Origin of the sequence: Streptomyces mirabilis, from assembly GCF_039503195.1 — a bacterium.
Classification (GTDB): domain Bacteria; phylum Actinomycetota; class Actinomycetes; order Streptomycetales; family Streptomycetaceae; genus Streptomyces; species Streptomyces mirabilis_D.
In genome coordinates this window covers 795,661-811,500 of sequence record NZ_JBCJKP010000001.1, presented here as the reverse complement: position 1 = coordinate 811,500, position 15,840 = coordinate 795,661, and the positions used below count along the sequence as shown (strand labels likewise).

At 69.3% G+C, this 15,840-nt stretch carries 10 protein-coding genes and 1 pseudogene; 4 read left to right on the top strand and 7 right to left on the bottom strand.

Features of this window, described 5'->3' with window-relative positions:
* Nucleotides 1-12: 12 nt before the first annotated feature.
* The 3 genes and pseudogenes from AAFF41_RS04235 to AAFF41_RS04225 all read right to left on the bottom strand — a co-directional run.
* Nucleotides 13-2,892, bottom strand: coding sequence for an AfsR/SARP family transcriptional regulator (locus AAFF41_RS04235; protein WP_425526232.1), 2,880 nt, complete (start codon nt 2,890-2,892; stop codon nt 13-15).
* A gap of 52 nt (nt 2,893-2,944) precedes the next feature.
* Nucleotides 2,945-3,091 (bottom strand): hypothetical protein, encoded by a 147-nt coding sequence (locus AAFF41_RS04230; RefSeq protein ID WP_319752023.1) that lies wholly within the window; start codon nt 3,089-3,091, stop codon nt 2,945-2,947.
* Nucleotides 3,092-3,213 (bottom strand): annotated as a pseudogene (locus AAFF41_RS04225) (carotenoid oxygenase family protein); the annotation flags it as partial. It abuts the gene before it with no gap.
* Nucleotides 3,214-3,597: 384 nt separating this feature from the next.
* Here AAFF41_RS04225 and AAFF41_RS04220 point away from each other — a divergent pair.
* The 3 genes from AAFF41_RS04220 to AAFF41_RS04210 all read left to right on the top strand — a co-directional run bounded on the left by AAFF41_RS04220 (nt 3,598) and on the right by AAFF41_RS04210 (nt 8,005).
* Entirely contained in the window at nt 3,598-4,215 is a 618-nt protein-coding gene (locus AAFF41_RS04220) for a DUF3159 domain-containing protein (RefSeq protein ID WP_319751939.1), read from the top strand.
* A 196-nt stretch (nt 4,216-4,411) separates the two neighbouring features.
* Entirely contained in the window at nt 4,412-5,620 is a 1,209-nt protein-coding gene (locus tag AAFF41_RS04215) for a carbohydrate-binding protein (protein WP_319751938.1), read from the top strand.
* Between the two features lie 291 nt (nt 5,621-5,911).
* Nucleotides 5,912-8,005, top strand: coding sequence for an FUSC family protein (locus AAFF41_RS04210; protein ID WP_343323488.1), 2,094 nt, complete (start codon nt 5,912-5,914; stop codon nt 8,003-8,005).
* Between the two features lie 659 nt (nt 8,006-8,664).
* Here AAFF41_RS04210 and AAFF41_RS04205 read toward each other — a convergent pair.
* The 4 genes from AAFF41_RS04205 to AAFF41_RS04190 form a co-directional block, all read right to left on the bottom strand.
* Entirely contained in the window at nt 8,665-10,230 is a 1,566-nt protein-coding gene (locus tag AAFF41_RS04205) for a DUF1254 domain-containing protein (RefSeq protein ID WP_319751936.1), read from the bottom strand.
* Between the two features lie 96 nt (nt 10,231-10,326).
* Nucleotides 10,327-11,196: a geranyl diphosphate 2-C-methyltransferase gene (locus tag AAFF41_RS04200; protein ID WP_343326248.1), complete on the bottom strand. Its 870-nt coding sequence runs from the start codon at nt 11,194-11,196 to the stop codon at nt 10,327-10,329.
* A gap of 83 nt (nt 11,197-11,279) precedes the next feature.
* The gene (locus AAFF41_RS04195) at nt 11,280-12,338 is read right to left on the bottom strand and encodes a family 2 encapsulin nanocompartment cargo protein terpene cyclase (protein WP_319751935.1); all 1,059 of its coding nucleotides are present in this window, start codon (nt 12,336-12,338) and stop codon (nt 11,280-11,282) included.
* Nucleotides 12,335-13,765 carry a family 2B encapsulin nanocompartment shell protein gene (locus tag AAFF41_RS04190; RefSeq protein ID WP_343323487.1) on the bottom strand — a complete coding sequence of 477 codons (1,431 nt, stop codon included), beginning with the start codon at nt 13,763-13,765 and terminating at the stop codon, nt 12,335-12,337. Before AAFF41_RS04190 ends, AAFF41_RS04195 begins: the two co-directional genes overlap by 4 nt.
* A 537-nt stretch (nt 13,766-14,302) precedes the next feature.
* Here AAFF41_RS04190 and AAFF41_RS04185 point away from each other — a divergent pair.
* On the top strand, nt 14,303-15,748 hold the full coding sequence (locus AAFF41_RS04185; RefSeq protein ID WP_060898151.1) for a glyceraldehyde-3-phosphate dehydrogenase: 1,446 nt from the start codon (nt 14,303-14,305) through the stop codon (nt 15,746-15,748).
* Nucleotides 15,749-15,840: the final 92 nt, after the last annotated feature.

The following is a 15,840-nucleotide window of genomic DNA, read 5'->3' as shown; positions in this document are numbered from 1 at the left end:
GCACACATCCCGTCACGCGTCACCCAGCGGTTCGCCCCGTTCCTCGAGGCGCACACGGACGCGCTCGGCGTCGGGGTGGGCGAGTTCGGTGAAGAGGGTGAGGGCGCTGCGCCAGGCGGCGCGGGCGGCCTCGTGGTCGCCTGTCGCACGGTGTGTGTCACCGATACGGACGAGGGTTCCGGCCTCCTCGGCCGGCACGCCCAGGTCCCGGAAGATGGTGAGAGCGTTGCGGTAACTGGTGAGGGCCTGCGGGTGGTCGCCGAGGTTGTGGTGGGCGTAGGCGATGCTGTCCCAGGTGGCGGCCTGGCCGATGTGGTCTCCGAGATCCCTCTGAATGGTCAAGGCCTCGAGGCAGTGGTCGAGGGCCTGTTGGTGATCCCCGAGCGTCGCGTGGTCCCAGCCGACCGCGTTGAGGGCGGTCGCCTGCGCGGCCTGCCGGCCGGTGGCTCGGAAGAGATCCAGAGCCAGTTGGTCGTGCCGGAGGGCGCCGGGTAGGTCACCGTGCTGCTCGGCCTCCCAGCCGAGGCTCAGATGGACGTAGGCCCGTCCGACGTCGTCTCCGAGTTCGGTGAAGAGTCCCAGGACACGGTCGAGGTGGGCACCGGCTTCGTCGCGCAGGCCCAGTCGGCCCGCCACCCGGGCCAGTCCGAGCAGGCCGTGAGCCTCCACGACGGGGTCGGACAACCGCAGTGCGGCCTCGAGTGCGGTCCGTTGGACGGCCGCCCAGTCGTGCCAGTGCCCCTGCCGGTCGAAGAAGCGCTCCAAGGACGAGACGAGCAGGCAGACAAGGCGGTCCGAACCCGAGTTGGTGGCCACGTCGATGACGGCGAGCAGCACCGCGTACTCGGCTGCGAGCCAAGCCAGGGCCGACTCGTCGTCGGCGAGGGGTTCGGGGAGGGTCCCCTCGGGGAGAGGCGGGAGCGGCATGGTGTCCACGTACGGTGCGATCAGCCGACCGGCGGCGTGCGCCGTGTACAGATAGTGCTCGAACAGCTGGTTCACGGCCGCCCGACACCCGGCCTCGCCGTGCTGGGTGTGCGCCAGTTCGGCGGCGTAGGCGCGGAGCAGGTCGTGGAAGGCGTACCGGCCGGGGGCGTGCTCGTTGATGAGATGCACGCGGGAGAGCTCGGTCAGCAACAGCCGCGCCTCCCGCACCGCGAGCCCGGCCAGGGCGGCCGCGGCCGGCGCGGTGAAATCAGGTCCGGGATGCAGTCCGAGCAGGCGGAAGAGGCGGGCTGCGGCGGGGGAGAGGGCGCGGGAGGACCAGGAGAAGACCGCGCCGACATCGGCCGACGTGTCGGCCTCGATGAACGCGTCGAGGCTGCCATGGGCCTCGCGCAGCTCGGCGGCGACGGCCGACAGCGAGAAGTGCGGGTGGGTGGCCGCGCGGGCGGCGACACAGGCCAGGGCCAGCGGCAGACCGGCGCACAGTGCCGTGATCTCGGCCGCCGCCTCCCGCTCGGCGGACACCCGCTCGGCCCCCAGGCGGCGGATGAGGAGTTCCCGTCCCTCGTCGGTGCCGAGCGGACGCAGGGTGAGGGAGTGGGCCCCATGAGCGGCCACCAGACCGGAGAGCTGGTCGCGGCTGGTGACGATCGTGAGGCAGCCGGGCGTGCCGGGCAGCAGCGGCCGCACGTGATCGGAATCCCGCGCGTTGTCCAGCAGGACGAGGAACCGGCGTCCGGCCAGCATGCTGCGGAAGAGCGCGGCCTGGGCGTCCAGACCGTACGGGACGCGGTCCGGCGGTACCCCCAGCGCGTCCAGAAAACCGCGGACCGCTTCGTCGGGACGCATGACGGCCCCCGACGGGTCGAACCCCCGCAGATTGACGTAGAGCTGCCCGTCGGGATAGCGGTCCGCGACCCGATGGGCCCAGTGCACGGCGAGCGTGGTCTTTCCGATTCCGGCCATTCCGCCGATGGCACTGATCACCACCGTTTCGGCGGACCGCCCCTCGCTCGACCGCGGTGCGAGGACCTCGGTCAGTTCGGCCCGCCGACCGGTGAACGTGGGTAGGTCGAGCGGCAGTTGCGCGGGCACGGGCAGGGAGGCCGCTCGCGGACCGACGAGGTCCGAGGCCGCTGGACCCTGGGCGGTGCGCGCCTCGGAGTCGCCGGCCGCGGGCCCGGCCGCCATGGATGCCGTGTCGCGCAGCACCGCCTGGTGGGCGTCGCGCAGCTCCGGTCCAGGATCGATGCCCAACTCGTCGGCGAGACGGTTCGACACGGTGACGTATGTGCTGAGCGCCTCGGGCCGTCGACCGGTGGCCGAAAGGGCGAGCATCAGCCTGGCCATCAGCGGTTCGTCCAACGGGCTGTCGGCAGCGGCCTCCCGGAGCCGGGGGAGGACCACACCCGGCACGTCCGCACGCAGCGCGACATCGGCGGCCTCCTTCACGGTCGCGAGGCGCTCGTCCTCCAGCGAGACGAACGCCGGGTGTGCGCGCGCCTCCACGGGGATCCCGTGGGCCGTCGGCCCCTGCCACAGCGACAATGCCTCGGTGAGGAGATCCACGGCCCGTTCGGGTGCCCCGTCCGAGGCGGCCCGCCGGGCCTCGACCCGCAGCGCACGGAAGCGCAACAGGTCCAGAGAGTCGCTGTCGGCCACCAGGCGGTATCCGCCCGTGTCCCGGAGCAGCCACTGGCCCGTCGCACGGGTGGGAAGGCCGGGCTCCAACAGGCGGCGCAGTGCCCCTACATGCCGGTGGACCACATTGACCGCGGTGTCCGGCGGACGGCCGCCCCACAGGGCGCCGACGACCTCGCTCACGGAGACCGGCTGACCTGCCCGTACCAACAGCAGTGCCAGCAAAGCCCTTTCCTGTGGACGTCCGAGGTGCAGCTCCGTCCCCGCCCGCCAGACCCGAACCGGGCCGAGTACCGCGAACCGCACCGGATCCGGCGCCACCTCTTGCCCCTCTGGTCTTCCACCCCGGACGCTCACCCTACGTCACGCCGCTGGGACGCCTGTCTGAAGGACGACCGGCGTACGGCAGTGCCCTGGAGGCCAGACGGTCGTCGACGCCCGGGAACTCGACGTGCGAGTCGTCGAGCAGGGTGCGCCGCATGGTCCCGGCGGCCGGATCGATCACGGATCGTCCACACCCCGTGCAGCATGCCGTCGCCGTCGAGCGGACAGCGGTAGGAGCCGATGGGGCTGAAGCGCGGATTGGGGCCGGTTGCGGAGGTACGGCCCGTCCAGGTCGTGCGGCAGGTGCGAGGCGGGTGGGGTCCCACGTGGTGGTCGGGTGCGAGGCCATGACGATTCCCGGCGCGGCGGGAGTGGGCGAACTGTCCCGGCGCCGACGGACAGTCGGCCGTCACCCTTCAGTCAAACGCCGAGGTCCGCCGCCTGCAGACGGAGTCCCGAACAAGTACCGGGGGACTTCCGCAGCGGATGCGGCGGGGTTGGGGCGGTCGCAGCATGAGAAGCAGAGGTCCTCGCCTCAGCGCGCGGCCGGGGGTTTCCTCGCGCTCTCGGTTTCCGACATGGAGGCGCCATCCGCGGAGGTGTCCGATGGCTCAACCCGATGCGAATCGAGGCCTCGGAGCGACGGGGAGCGGCGAGTCTGCGCCGTCCCGAATGACGCCGTCCGGAATGCCGTCGGCCGATGCGCAGACCGGTGTGCGGGCCGATGTGTCCAGCGGCGAAGCCCCGCGCACCAACAATGTCTTCCTCGGTTTCGCCCCCTGGATCATCTTTGACGTGGTGGCGAGCCCCAGTACGTGGAAGTACGCCGCACTGGCGGCGCTCATCGCCGCCCTGGTGCTCAATGTCCCCGACCTGAGGCGCGGGAGCTTCAAGATTCTGGAGGCGGCGAGTCTGGTGTTCTTCGCCGTCCTCTTCGTACTCGGGCTCGCGGTGGACCGCCAGGACCTGATGTGGCTGGAGACCTACGCGCAGACGCTGGCCAACGGGGTGATCGCCGTCGTGGCACTCGGTTCCCTCGCCTTCACACCGTTCACCGAGCAGTACGCACGTGAGTCGGTGCCCCGCCAGTACTGGGACACACCCTTGTTCCGGCGCACCAACAGGATCCTGACGGCGACGTGGGGCGGGGTGTTCCTGGTCACGGCCCTGCTGGGGCTGCTCGCACTGCATGTGAGGTCCGGGTCGGACTGGCTCAACTGGGTCATCCCGATCGCCTTGCTGGTCGCAGCGATCCGCTTCACGAAGTGGTACCCGGCACATGTCAGGGCGCAGGCGCGGGGCTGACCCGGCGGAGGCCACGCTCCGCGGTGCGTGTGTCGACCGTGATGTCTCACCGTGTTCGGTTCCTCCGGTAGCGGGGGAGAGGTAAAGCAATCGTATGGTCTAGTCCAAGAGTTATCTGGTCTAGGCCAATCTATTGGCATGGGCGCAACACCTACAGGAAGCTGGGGCGACTCTCCCCACCTCCTGGAGGCACGCAGTGAGACGTCTTCGCGCATGTCTGGGCGCGGCGGCCGCCGTTGGACTCGCCGCAGCGGGCACGACCGCACTGGTCGCGGGCAGCGCTTCCGGCGCGACCTCCGCACTCGGCAACCGCTGGTACGCCGCGGCTCCCTACCTGATGCCGCTCGACAACGACCCGCCGGACACGGCCGCCATCATGGACGCCACCGGCCTCAAGGCGTTCCAGCTCGCCTTCGTCCTCGCCCCCAACGGCGGCGGCTGCAGCCCCACATGGGGCGGTACGGCCCCGGTCTCCTCGGACACCGCCGTGCAGTCGGTCGTCAACACCATCCGCGCCAAGGGCGGCGACGTCTCCATCTCCATCGGCGGTTACGGCGGCACCAAGCTCGGCCAGGTGTGCTCGGACGCGGCTGCCACGGCGGCGGCGTACCAGCAGGTCATCACCAAGTACGGTCTGCACGCCATCGACTTCGACCTCGAAGAGCCGGAGTACGAGAACACGGCGGCCATCAAGAACGAGATCGGCGCCGCGAAGATCCTCCAGCAGAACAACCCCGGACTCTACGTCTCCGTCACCACCGCCGGCACCGCGGACGGCACAGGCTGGTTCGGCAAGCAGATGCTGCTGGAGGCCAAGTCGCAGGGTTTCACACCGAACAACTTCTCCATCATGCCGTTCGACGGCGGCTTCAACGGCGCCGCGTCGCAGACCGGCGCGCTGACCAACTTCAACCAGATCCTGCAGTCCACCTTCGGATGGGACCAGGCGACCGCCTACGCCCACGAGGGCTTCTCCGGGATGAACGGGCGCAGCGACACCGGCGAGTTCTTCACGCAGACCGACTTCCAGACCGTGCTGGACTACGCCACCAGCCACAACATGGACCGCTTCACGTTCTGGTCCCTCAACCGCGACCGTCAGTGCACCCCGGCCGACAACGGCGGCCGGACCTCGGGCACCTGCTCCAGCGTGGCGCAGAACTCCTGGGACTTCGCCAAGTACTCGGTGACGTTCGCCGGGGCCACGCCGCCCTCCTCGACCCCCACCCCGACGCCCACGCCCCCTGGTACCGGGTGCAAGCCGGCCTGGAGCTCGACCGCGGTCTACACCGCCGGCAACGAGGTGTCGTACAACAACCACAACTGGAAGGCCAAGTGGTGGACTCAGAACGAGACCCCCGTCGCCTCCGACTGGGGCGTCTGGCAGGACGAGGGTGCCTGCTGACGATCTGACCACCTGACGACCTGACCGCCCGAGGTCTGCGGGACCGGATCGGCGGGGCCCGTGAGGTGCCCCGCCCACCGGGCGCCGCACGGCCCGGAGCCCAGTGCCTGTCGTGCGTCGATCAGGGCCGCCACCACGTGCGCCGGCTCTTCAGAGGGTCGAAAATGGGCAGAGGCCCGGTCGTCGAGGACACGCGGTGCCTGCCGAGAGGAACGTCGCCATGCGCGGACAGCCGCCACTGCCGTCAGGGGCCGTCCGCGGTGCACGTACCGGCGCGGGTGGCGAGCACGCATGACGCCGGGGCCGGGTGATGCCGCGATCCTGCGACGGTCGATTCAGGTCACCTGCTCGGCGAGCATCGGCTTCTACACGTTCCTCTACGGTCTTCAGCAACCCGTGGCGGCGCTGTACGCACTGTTCACACCGATCGCGCTCGGCCTCTTGTCCACCATTCCCGGGACCGGCCGGCAGCAGGCATGGATCACCTTGCGGACGCTGCCGTTCGGAGTGGTCTTCGTCGCGCTGGGCACGGCACTCGCGGTGAGCACGGCGGCCGCGGTGGCCGGCATGCTGATCGCCGGATTCCTGTTGAGCTTCACCGTGGTGGCCGGACCTCGTACGGCGGGCCCCGCCCCAGGTCTCCAACTCCTCTACATCCTGGCCTGCTTCCCGCCGTACGCCCCTCAGACGCTGGGCGCCCGGCTGACGGGCGCGGCCGTGGGCGTCGTACTCCTCTCCCTGTGTCAGGTGTTCGTGCTGTCCGGTCCACCTGCCACGAGCTACCGGATCGTGCTCGCCGACGCGCTGGAGACGGCCGCCGCGGCAGTGGTCGATCCGGCCCGCGTCTCCGTCGCGAGGCTGCGTGATCTCAGCGAGGGGATGCGGCTGTCGCAGGTTTCCCCGGGTGAGCGCCCGACCGGCCCGGGGCGCCGGGACCGGGCCCTGGCACAGGCGGGAGCCGCGGTCCGCCGGGTCGTGGACCAGTTGGCGTCGGGGAGCGCGACATCCGTGCCCCCTGGCGCGACACCGCGCACGGATCGATCGTCCGCCGCGCTCCGCGAACGCGTCGCGCGGACCTGCGAGGACACGGGTGCGGCCCTGCGCGCCGGTGAGCGGCCACCGACGGCCGACGCGCTCGACAAGGCGATCCGGCAGTTCCAGGCGGAACGGATCCGCCGTGCGGCCGACCCGGGGGCACCGGGCGCGGACACCGACGTCCTGCGGCGACAGGCGGCGGAGCTGACACTGGCCGAGTCGACGTGGATCGCGGTGACGGCCGTGGGTGTCTCTGCCGCCGGGCGCAGAACCTCACCTCTCCGGCCCCGCGAACTCTTCTGGTACGCCGACCTGCCCACGGCGGAGCTGTGGGCGCGTCGCATCGTGGGCAACGCGACGCATCGCTCGGTGTGGTTCCAGAACGCGGTACGGGTCGCGTGCGGCCTCGCCGTCGCCCGTCTTGTCGCCGGCACCCTCGACCTCGCGCACGGATTCTGGGTGCTCCTCGCGGTCCTCACCCTGGGGCGTACCACGGTCGGCGCCACCTGGCGGGCCGTGCGCCAGGCCATGGTCGGCAACCTGGTGGGGGCTGTCGCGGCAGGTGCGCTGCTCATCGCCCTCGGCCGGCACCTGGACGCCTACGCCGTCCTGCTCGTGCCGGGCATGCTCATCGCCTTCGCTCTGGGCCCGCGGCTCGGAATCGCCTACGCACAAGGGCTGTTCACGCTGGTGGTCACCCTCGCCTTCGCCCAGATCACCCCGACCAGCTGGCGACTGTCGGAAGCCCGCATCGTCGATGTCGTCACCGGCAGTGTCATCGGCCTCCTGTGTGGGCTGCTCGCCTGGCCGGCGGGAGCGAGGAGAGAGGTACACCGCACCATGGCGGGCCTGCTGCGCTCGTGCGGGGCGCTGGTACCCGCCACGGTCGAGGCGCTGCTGGCCCCGTCGGCGGCCGCTCCGTCTCCGCCCGCGACGTTGCCGACGCTGCGGCATCTGCGTCTGGCGGAGGCCGCCTACGCGCAGTTCCGCAGCGAGCCACCCACCGCCTGGGAGGGCGCCCAGGCCGACTGGCACGGGGTGCTCATCGTGGCGTACCACACGGTGCTCGGTGCCCAGCGGCTTCCTTGCTTCGAAGCGCCCCTGGCCGATGTGCCGCCGGACGCGCGCGCATGGGTCCGCGGGACGGCCGCCGAGCTGACGACGGACGCCGACCGCATCGCCACGTACTTCACCACCCACCAACGCCCCGCACCCGGCCGGAGCCCCCCTGGCCCACCGCTTCCGGAGCACCACCCGGCCCTGCCCACACTCATCGATCTCGAAGTGTGGTTGACCGACATCGACCACCAGCTCGCCCGCATCGAGGACTCCGTCGGACCCAAGACCTGATGCCCACGGGCCCCGGCGGGTCGTTGCGGCCCGCCATTCGCCGGGCGTCCACCGCGGCGCCGCAGGCCCCGGGCGCATAGGATTCGAGTGTCTGCTCCGTTATGCGGCCACCTTCCGGCATGCGCAGGAACGCCTGGACCGAGCCGCCTACCTCGATGAGGGCTGCTTCGGCCGCTGGCTCAACGCCGCCGAACTGATGCTCAGCGAGGGCGCCCCCGGCGAGATCAACGCCCGGGCCCGAGACCTTCGCGGCGAACACGTCGAAAATCCCCCCGTCTCCGTCTCCGTCCCCGACGCACACTGCTGACGGCTCCGGCCCGTCTCGACAACCCGCTGTCCAACCCGGTCCGACCGGTCCAAGAGCAAGAATGGCGACAGTCCCCTGCACAGTCTCAAGCGCAAAGTCGCCACGGCTGCACTCGTCGCAGGCGCACGGTTCGGCAGTCTGGCGGTTCCGGGAACGGCCTACGCCGCCAACAACTAGGTACAGCTCAAGGTCTGCAGCGGGTCCACCGAGACGGTGAAGTTCTACTTCGTCGGGGAGAACCAGTACGGCGAACGACACCAGCAACGGCGCCACATACCAGCTCTACATCCGCTGAGAGGGGCCCCGCGCGCGGGTCCGTGGGCCGCCACGCGCGGCCTGCGGACCCGTCAGGTCACTCGACGCGGGTGAGCGGAGGGCATTCCCATACCGCGTCCACGACCTCGCGGTGCGGACGGTACATGCGCAGGATCACGAACCAGGTGCCGGTTTCGGGTGTGGGCAGCCAGTTGGACTCGCGGTCCTCTCCCGGTGATGTGGACTGCAGATGGAGGGTCAGACCGCCGTCAGGGTCCATGGCGAGCCCGGTCGTGCGGTCCCCGACCGAGTAGCGGCCGGCCGGGTTGGGGATCAGGTTCATGTCGTCGCCGTACGCGGACAGGGACCAGAAGGCATCGACGGGTGGCATCGCGCCCGCGTCGAAGCGCAGCGCGTACCGGCCGGACGACAGCTTGTTGCCGTCCGCGTCGTCGTAGTTGAGCAGATAGACCGCCTCGTCGGGATCGTTGGCCATGATGCCCGCCAACGACTGGTCGGCGGCACGCTTGACGAAGTCGTCGCCGAAGCGGCCCATCTGTGGTGGCGGATACCGCCAACCGTTGACCACATGTGCCCACTCACCGCTGAGCATCTGCTGTCTGAGTATCGGCGTGCCGATGGCCGCAGCCCTGATGAGGTTCTGTCTGACCGCCTCAGGCTGGGCCTCGACGTCGAGACCGGGACCGATGCCGACCTCGGCGAACTGCTTGAGCAGGATCGCGTGGTGCGCCGGTGGCGGGTTCTCGGCCAGCATGGCGTTGAGCGTCTTCCAGGGGCCGAGGGGATCCTGCGCGGGGTCCACCGGCGCCGGCACCTCATGGCTCGCTGGGAGCCGCGCAGGGTCAACGGGGCCACCGCCCCTGTCGAAGAAGCTGAGCGGAGTGAGCCGGTACTGGGCTTGGAGCGTCTGTACGTTCGGCACGTCGTCCTCGCCGTCGACCAGCGTCCTGCCGAGGATCAGGATCCATGGGCTCGGCGCGGTCGCGACGCGGCGCACACCATCGGGAAGCTTCCCGCTCCAGTCCGGACCGACGATCGCGAAGTCGCCGGCCTCGGATCCCGTGGAGCGCTGGCCTATGTAGTCGAAGTTGTCGGAGGTGATGCCCATCAGCTCGAAGGAGAAGTAGCGATCACCCATGTCCGGATGCGAGAGGATGACCGGCTCGTCGCGCAGGTGCACCCACGCGCTGGAGTACAGGGTGTCGTTGTTGGGACAACCGCCGTCCCGGTACGAGGCGTCCAGGAGTTGTTGTGCGTGCCAGAAATGGTTGACCGCGGCGTACGGTACCGTCGCCGGGTGACGCGGCTGGGTCACCCACTGGTGGCGCAGCCTGGCGTTGTAGATGTACGGAAAACCGTAGACGAATGCCTGCTCACCCAATGTGTAGGCGTACTCTCCACGCCAGTCACGCACTCGTCCGGTCAGGATGGGTGTCACCGCCTGCCGCACCAGCGGCAGCGTCTGAGGCAGCTGCCGCAGCCGCTCCACCACGGCCTGGGGGTGCCGTACGGCATCCGCCGCGGCCCGACCGGCGGCGCCCGCGGCGCTCGCTGCCCGGTTGATGGTGGCCGTGACGCCTGCGGCATCGTCGTGCGTCCGCCGAAGCGGACGGTGATATGTGGGATGTGTGGCTTCGGACATGATCATGTCCTCCCCGTTGTGAACACTTCGTGGGAAGCCTCTGCACCTTTTCTCACCATAGGTCGCATCCGCAGGAGCGCCAACGCGGGGGAGATGTCAGACGCGGTCGGCCGCGATGAGCAGGTACTGGAAGCTGCCGTTCTCGTAGGCGCTCAGGAACGTTTCCTCGATGCCGGTGACCAGGTGGTCGGCCTGCTTGCGGAGTTCCCAGTAGGGGATGGTGCCGGCGGTCAGGTCCTGGACGTGGACGGGTACGAGACGGTTGCGGGCCATGGCGCGGAAGTATTCCGACCGTGGGTGGATGTCGCAGATGTAGTGGGCGTTGATGAGAGAAACCTTCCGGGAGGCTTGTCCGTAGGCGTCGTTGTAGCAGCCGGTGATGGTCACGTAGCGTCCGCCGCGGCGCAGCAGCCGTGCGTGCTCGGCGAACAGCAGGTCGAGTTCCACGTACATGGTGGACTCGTTGTTCCAGGAAGCCGCATACGCGCCGGAGGGCAGGCCGGTGTCGAGCATGTTCCGGTGGTGGTAGCGGACCTTGTCGTCGATGTTCCGAGTGCGGGCCTGGGCGTTGGCGAAGTCGGCCTGTTTCCTCGAGATGGTGACGCCGTCGGTGTGGCATCCGTACCGCAGATGGGCCACCACACTTCCGCCGCCGCGCCCGCAGCCGGCGTCGAGGACGCGGTCGGCGCGGGAGAGGGGGCCGAGATGGGAGGCGAGGAGGTCGGCCTGTGCCTGTTCCAGACGGTGCAGTTCGGCGGTGATCCGGTCACGGCGCAGGGCAGCACCGTCTCCGCCCCCGTCCCGGCTCTCGTCGATTACCGACCAGTCGACGTCCCCGATGCCGTAATGGTGGTGGTAGAGGTCGTCGATCTTTCCGAGTTCGAGGTTGACCGGGTTCTCCTCGGCGTTCCAGTAGTCCGCGACGCGGGTCTGGTACGTCGACTGGCAGGTGGCCCGGGTCGGCATCGGTGCTGCCGCGGTACCGGCATCGGTGATGGGCAAAGGTGACTCCTCGTGGCGCGGTGGACGATGGGCCGGGCGGCAGGGCGTTACCAGTAGTTCGGCAGGTGGTAGCGGTGGGTGTTGGTGGCGTGCCATTCGTGGTTGCCGGACACCCAGGCGGCCAGGCCCCCGGCGTAGCGCTCGACGAGAGGCGAGGTGGCGGACAGAGCCGCCGCCTCCTCCTCGAACGCCTCCATGACCTGGTTGTGGATCTCGACGGCCTTCAGGAAGGCGGCCTTCAGCCCACACCGTTCGTTCGCGGCGATGACCTGAGGCAGATTGAGATGGCTGGGATCGTTGGCCAGTTCCTTGGTGAAGGAGTACAGGTCGTTGACGATCGTGGTGGCGTTGCCGGCGAGTGCGGTGATCCGCTGGATCTCGGGCCGGACGTAGAGGGCCTCGGGCAGCTCGTAGCCGTCCACGGCGTCGACGATCGACAGGCAGGGGCGGAAGTTGTTGAACTGCCGCATCATCAGGTACTCCCAGACCGGCGGCACGTACCGGATCTCGGCCCAGGCGGCCTCGCCGAGATAGCCCAGATGCAGCCGGGCGAGATCGTGCACCAGCCGGTCGGTCTGGCTGGGGGTGGCGAAGACGGCGTAGTCCTTGAGAGCCCCGTGGTACGAGCGCAGCGGCCCGTCGGCCTGTACGCCGCGCCGCCACCGCGCTTCCAGTTCTGGAGTGGAGTGGAAGGGGTCGAGCGCGGACTGGGCCCTGATCAGTCTGCCGCCGAGGCCGCGCGATGAGCCGCCTCTGTCCTCGTCCTCCTCGCAGTAGCAGTTGTCGACGAGGTTCTCGGCCAGCAGCAACTTGCCGGCCGCGGTGAGACGTTCGAGGTCGGCCGCGCCCGGATGCTGGAGTACGACAGCCCGGCCGAACTGGAACCCCGCGAAGTCCCCCGTCCACGCCGTGGGGAACGCGTCGAGCCGACGGACCCAGGCCTCCAGCCTGCGGTCGACCTCTGCTGCCTTCCCCGGGTCCGTGGGGGCCGCGGGTCGGTGGCGCAGCCCGGGGATCGGACCGTTCCGTCGGGCTTGCGTGACAGGGACGAGGCGGGGCGGCCCGGGCAGTCGCGTCGGCGATCCGGAAGCCGATGAGGTGCTCATGCCGCGGTCCGCCCGATCTGGACGTTCTCCAGGATCCCCGCGGCGTCGGGTACGAGGATGGCCATCCCGTAGTAGGCGGTGACCAGATAGCTCGTGATCGCGGTGCTGTCGATGCCCATGAACCGTACGTTCAGACCCGGCTCGTACTCCTCCGGAATGCCCGTCTGGTGCAGACCTACGACCCCTTGGTCCTTCTCTCCGGTGCGCAGCGCGATGATGCTGCTGGTGTGCTGGGGACTGATCGGGATCTTGCTGCACGGAAAGAGCGGAACGCCGCGCCACGCCGGTACTTCGTGGCCGTCGAGGTTCACGGTGCCGGGCACCAGCCCGCGCCGGTTGCACTGCCGGAAGAAGGCCGCTATCGCCTTCGGGTGGGCCAGGAAGAGGCGGGTCTTGCGGCGCATCGACAGCAGTTCGTCGAGATCGTCGGGCGTGGGGGGACCGGAGAAGGTGCTGACGCGCTGGCCGTAGTCGATGTTGTGCAGCAGACCGAACTCGCGGTTGTTGACCAGCTCCCACTCCTGGCGCTCGCGGATCTCCTCGATGGTCAGGCGGAGTTGCTGCTCGGTCTGGTTCATCGGATGGTTGTAGAGGTCGGCGACCCTGGTGTGGACGCGCAGGACGGTCTGGGTCAGGGACAGCTCGTATTCGCGCGGGGCGAGGTCGTAGTCGACGAAGCCGCCGGCGAGGACCGGTTCGCCCACGTGCCCGGCCTGTACGGGTACGTCGGCCTCGCCCTTGCGGTTCACGGGCTTGCTCTGCTGCTGTGCGAAGGCGTCCAGCTGGGCGGCGAGCGACGGGGTGCGCTCCACGAACGCCATGAGCGTGCCCCAGGTGAGTGCCAGCACCACGCCCGGAGTCTCGGCCCGTACGGAGCTGAACCACAGCGGGTCGGCCTGGCCGATGGCCTCGTCCCCCATTCCGTCGCCGTCCGTGATGACTCCGGTGACTTCCTGCTCGCCGTACTTGCCGGTGGTGTAGCGGGTGAACCGGCCGTGGACGACGAGATAGGCCTCGGTGACGGGCTGCCCGGCGTCGAAGAGGACCTGGCCCGTACGCACCTCACGCACCCTGAACCGTGAGGAGATCTCCTGCAGGGCCGCGGTGTCGGAGTAGCCGCGCAGGGCGGGCAGCTCGGTCAGTGTGTCGGGAATGACCCTGATGTCGTCCGCGCCGTTCTGCTCGAACTGCACCCGGCCCCGGCCGACGCGGAGTTGGAGTCGCCGGTTCACCCGGTAGGTGCCGCCCTTGACGTCCACCCAAGGCAGCATCTTGAGCAGCCATCGCGAGGTGATGGCCTGCATCTGAGGTTCGGACTTGGTGGTGGTGGCCAGTTGACGTGCCGCGTCGGTGCTGAGACTGGTGGACCGTGGTCCGTCGGCGGTGGGCCCGGCGACGCTTTCTGGGGAGCTTTCCGGGACTGTCACATGTCCTCCTGATACGTGAGCGGGCGTGGGTGGATACGCACGAAGATCAGCGAACAAGGCGGGGCGTCGACGCCGTACGCCTCGGGCAGGGGCTCCTATGGGCCGGCCATGGACGACGTCTGACCTGAACCCGTGTCGACGGCGCGCCCCGGCGACGCGTCAGCAGCCGTGCGGCGTGGGTTCACGGAGGCGGTGGAGGTCGAAGACGGATTCCGGGGAGGTGGGCGCCAGGACAGTAATCTCGTGACGGTCCGGGCAGGTGGGCAGCGCGCGCCCCATGTCAAGCGAAACAGCCACCGGTGGCGGTCGGAACCGCGTGCAAGGGGCGCATTCATGCCCTCGAAGTGGGCATCCAAGGCGCGAGGCAGACCGGTCATGAGGGCGCGCTCGCACGCCGGTCGTCGGGACCCGCGCCACCGGCGCGAGGGCGTACGAGCGGCTCAGCTGCGTGTTCCTCTTGATCAGGTGGCCCCGCTCGAATGATCAAAAGGGGGTCGAGCTACCATCTGAGCGCCACCTAGCTCGAAAGATGAATCTGTGACTGTCAATGACGACTCGTTCACCAACTGGAACAACCGCGAGGAGATCGCGGAGTCGATGATCCCGATCATCGGGAAGCTGCACCGGGAACGGGACGTCACGGTCCTGCTGCACAGCCGTTCCCTGGTGAACAAGTCAGTGGTGAGCATCCTCAAGACCCACCGGTTCGCCCGGCAGATCGCCGGCGAGGAACTCTCGGTCATCCAGACGCTGCCGTTCCTGCAGGCTCTCACCACGCTCGATCTCGGCCCGTCGCAGATCGACATCGGCATGCTCGCCGCGACCTACAAGTCCGACGACCGTGGTCTGTCGGTGGCGGAGTTCACCGCCGAGGCCGTGGCCGGCGCCACGGGCGTCAACAAGATCGAGCGCCAGGAGCCGCGCGACGTCGTCCTCTACGGGTTCGGCCGCATCGGCCGCCTCGTCGCCCGCCTGCTCATCGAGAAGGCCGGCTCCGGCAACGGCCTGCGGCTGCGCGCCGTCGTCGTCCGCAAGGGTGCCGGCCAGGACATCGTCAAGCGCGCCTCGCTGCTGCGGCGTGACTCCATCCACGGCCAGTTCCGGGGCACGATCACCGTCGACGAGGCGAACAGCAAGATCGTCGCCAACGGCAACGAGATCAAGGTGATCTACTCCGACGACCCGCTGTCGGTGGACTACACGGAGTACGGCATCAAGGACGCCATCCTCATCGACAACACCGGCAGGTGGCGTGACCGTGAGGGCCTGTCCCAGCACCTTCGCCCCGGCATCGCCAAGGTCGTCCTGACCGCACCGGGCAAGGGCGACGTTCCCAACATCGTCCACGGCGTCAATCACGACACGATCAAGCCGGACGAGCAGATCATGTCCTGCGCCTCCTGCACCACCAACGCGATCGTCCCGCCGCTGAAGGCGATGGCGGACGAGTACGGCGTTCTGCGGGGCCACGTGGAGACCGTCCACTCGTTCACCAACGACCAGAACCTGCTGGACAACTACCACAATTCCGACCGCCGCGGTCGTTCGGCGCCGCTCAACATGGTCATCACCGAGACCGGTGCCGCCTCCGCCGTCGCCAAGGCGCTGCCCGACCTCAAGGCGAAGATCACCGGCAGCTCCATCCGCGTCCCGGTACCGGACGTGTCGATCGCCATCCTCAACCTGCAACTCGCCCGCGAGACCACGCGCGAGGAAGTCCTCGACCACCTCCGCGATGTCTCGCTGACCTCGCCTCTCAAGCGCCAGATCGACTTCATCAGCGCCCCCGACGCGGTCTCGAGCGACTTCATCGGCTCGCGTCATGCCTCGATCGTCGACGCCGGCGCGACCAAGGTCGAAGGCGACAACGCGATCCTCTACCTCTGGTACGACAACGAGTTCGGCTACTCCTGCCAGGTCGTCCGCGTCGTCCAGCACGTCTCCGGCGTGGAGTACCCGACCTTCCCGGCCCCGGCGGTCTGATCGCGGCGGCCTCTCCCGGTCGGCATCCAGGTGCCCTCCACTCCCATCCCACCGTGCCCCGGCGGTCTTCCGACCGTCGGGGCACGGTGGGT

What these genes read in the sequence shown, in the direction of transcription:
- AAFF41_RS04195 (WP_319751935.1), bottom strand. Translation starts at nt 12,338, where the DNA reads ATGAGCACCTCATCGGCTTCCGGATCGCCGACGCGACTGCCCGGGCCG.
- AAFF41_RS04220 (WP_319751939.1), top strand. Translation starts at nt 3,598, where the DNA reads ATGCCGTCGGCCGATGCGCAGACCGGTGTGCGGGCCGATGTGTCCAGC.
- AAFF41_RS04205 (WP_319751936.1), bottom strand. Translation starts at nt 10,230, where the DNA reads ATGTCCGAAGCCACACATCCCACATATCACCGTCCGCTTCGGCGGACG.
- AAFF41_RS04210 (WP_343323488.1), top strand. Translation starts at nt 5,912, where the DNA reads ATGACGCCGGGGCCGGGTGATGCCGCGATCCTGCGACGGTCGATTCAG.
- AAFF41_RS04200 (WP_343326248.1), bottom strand. Translation starts at nt 11,196, where the DNA reads ATGCCGACCCGGGCCACCTGCCAGTCGACGTACCAGACCCGCGTCGCG.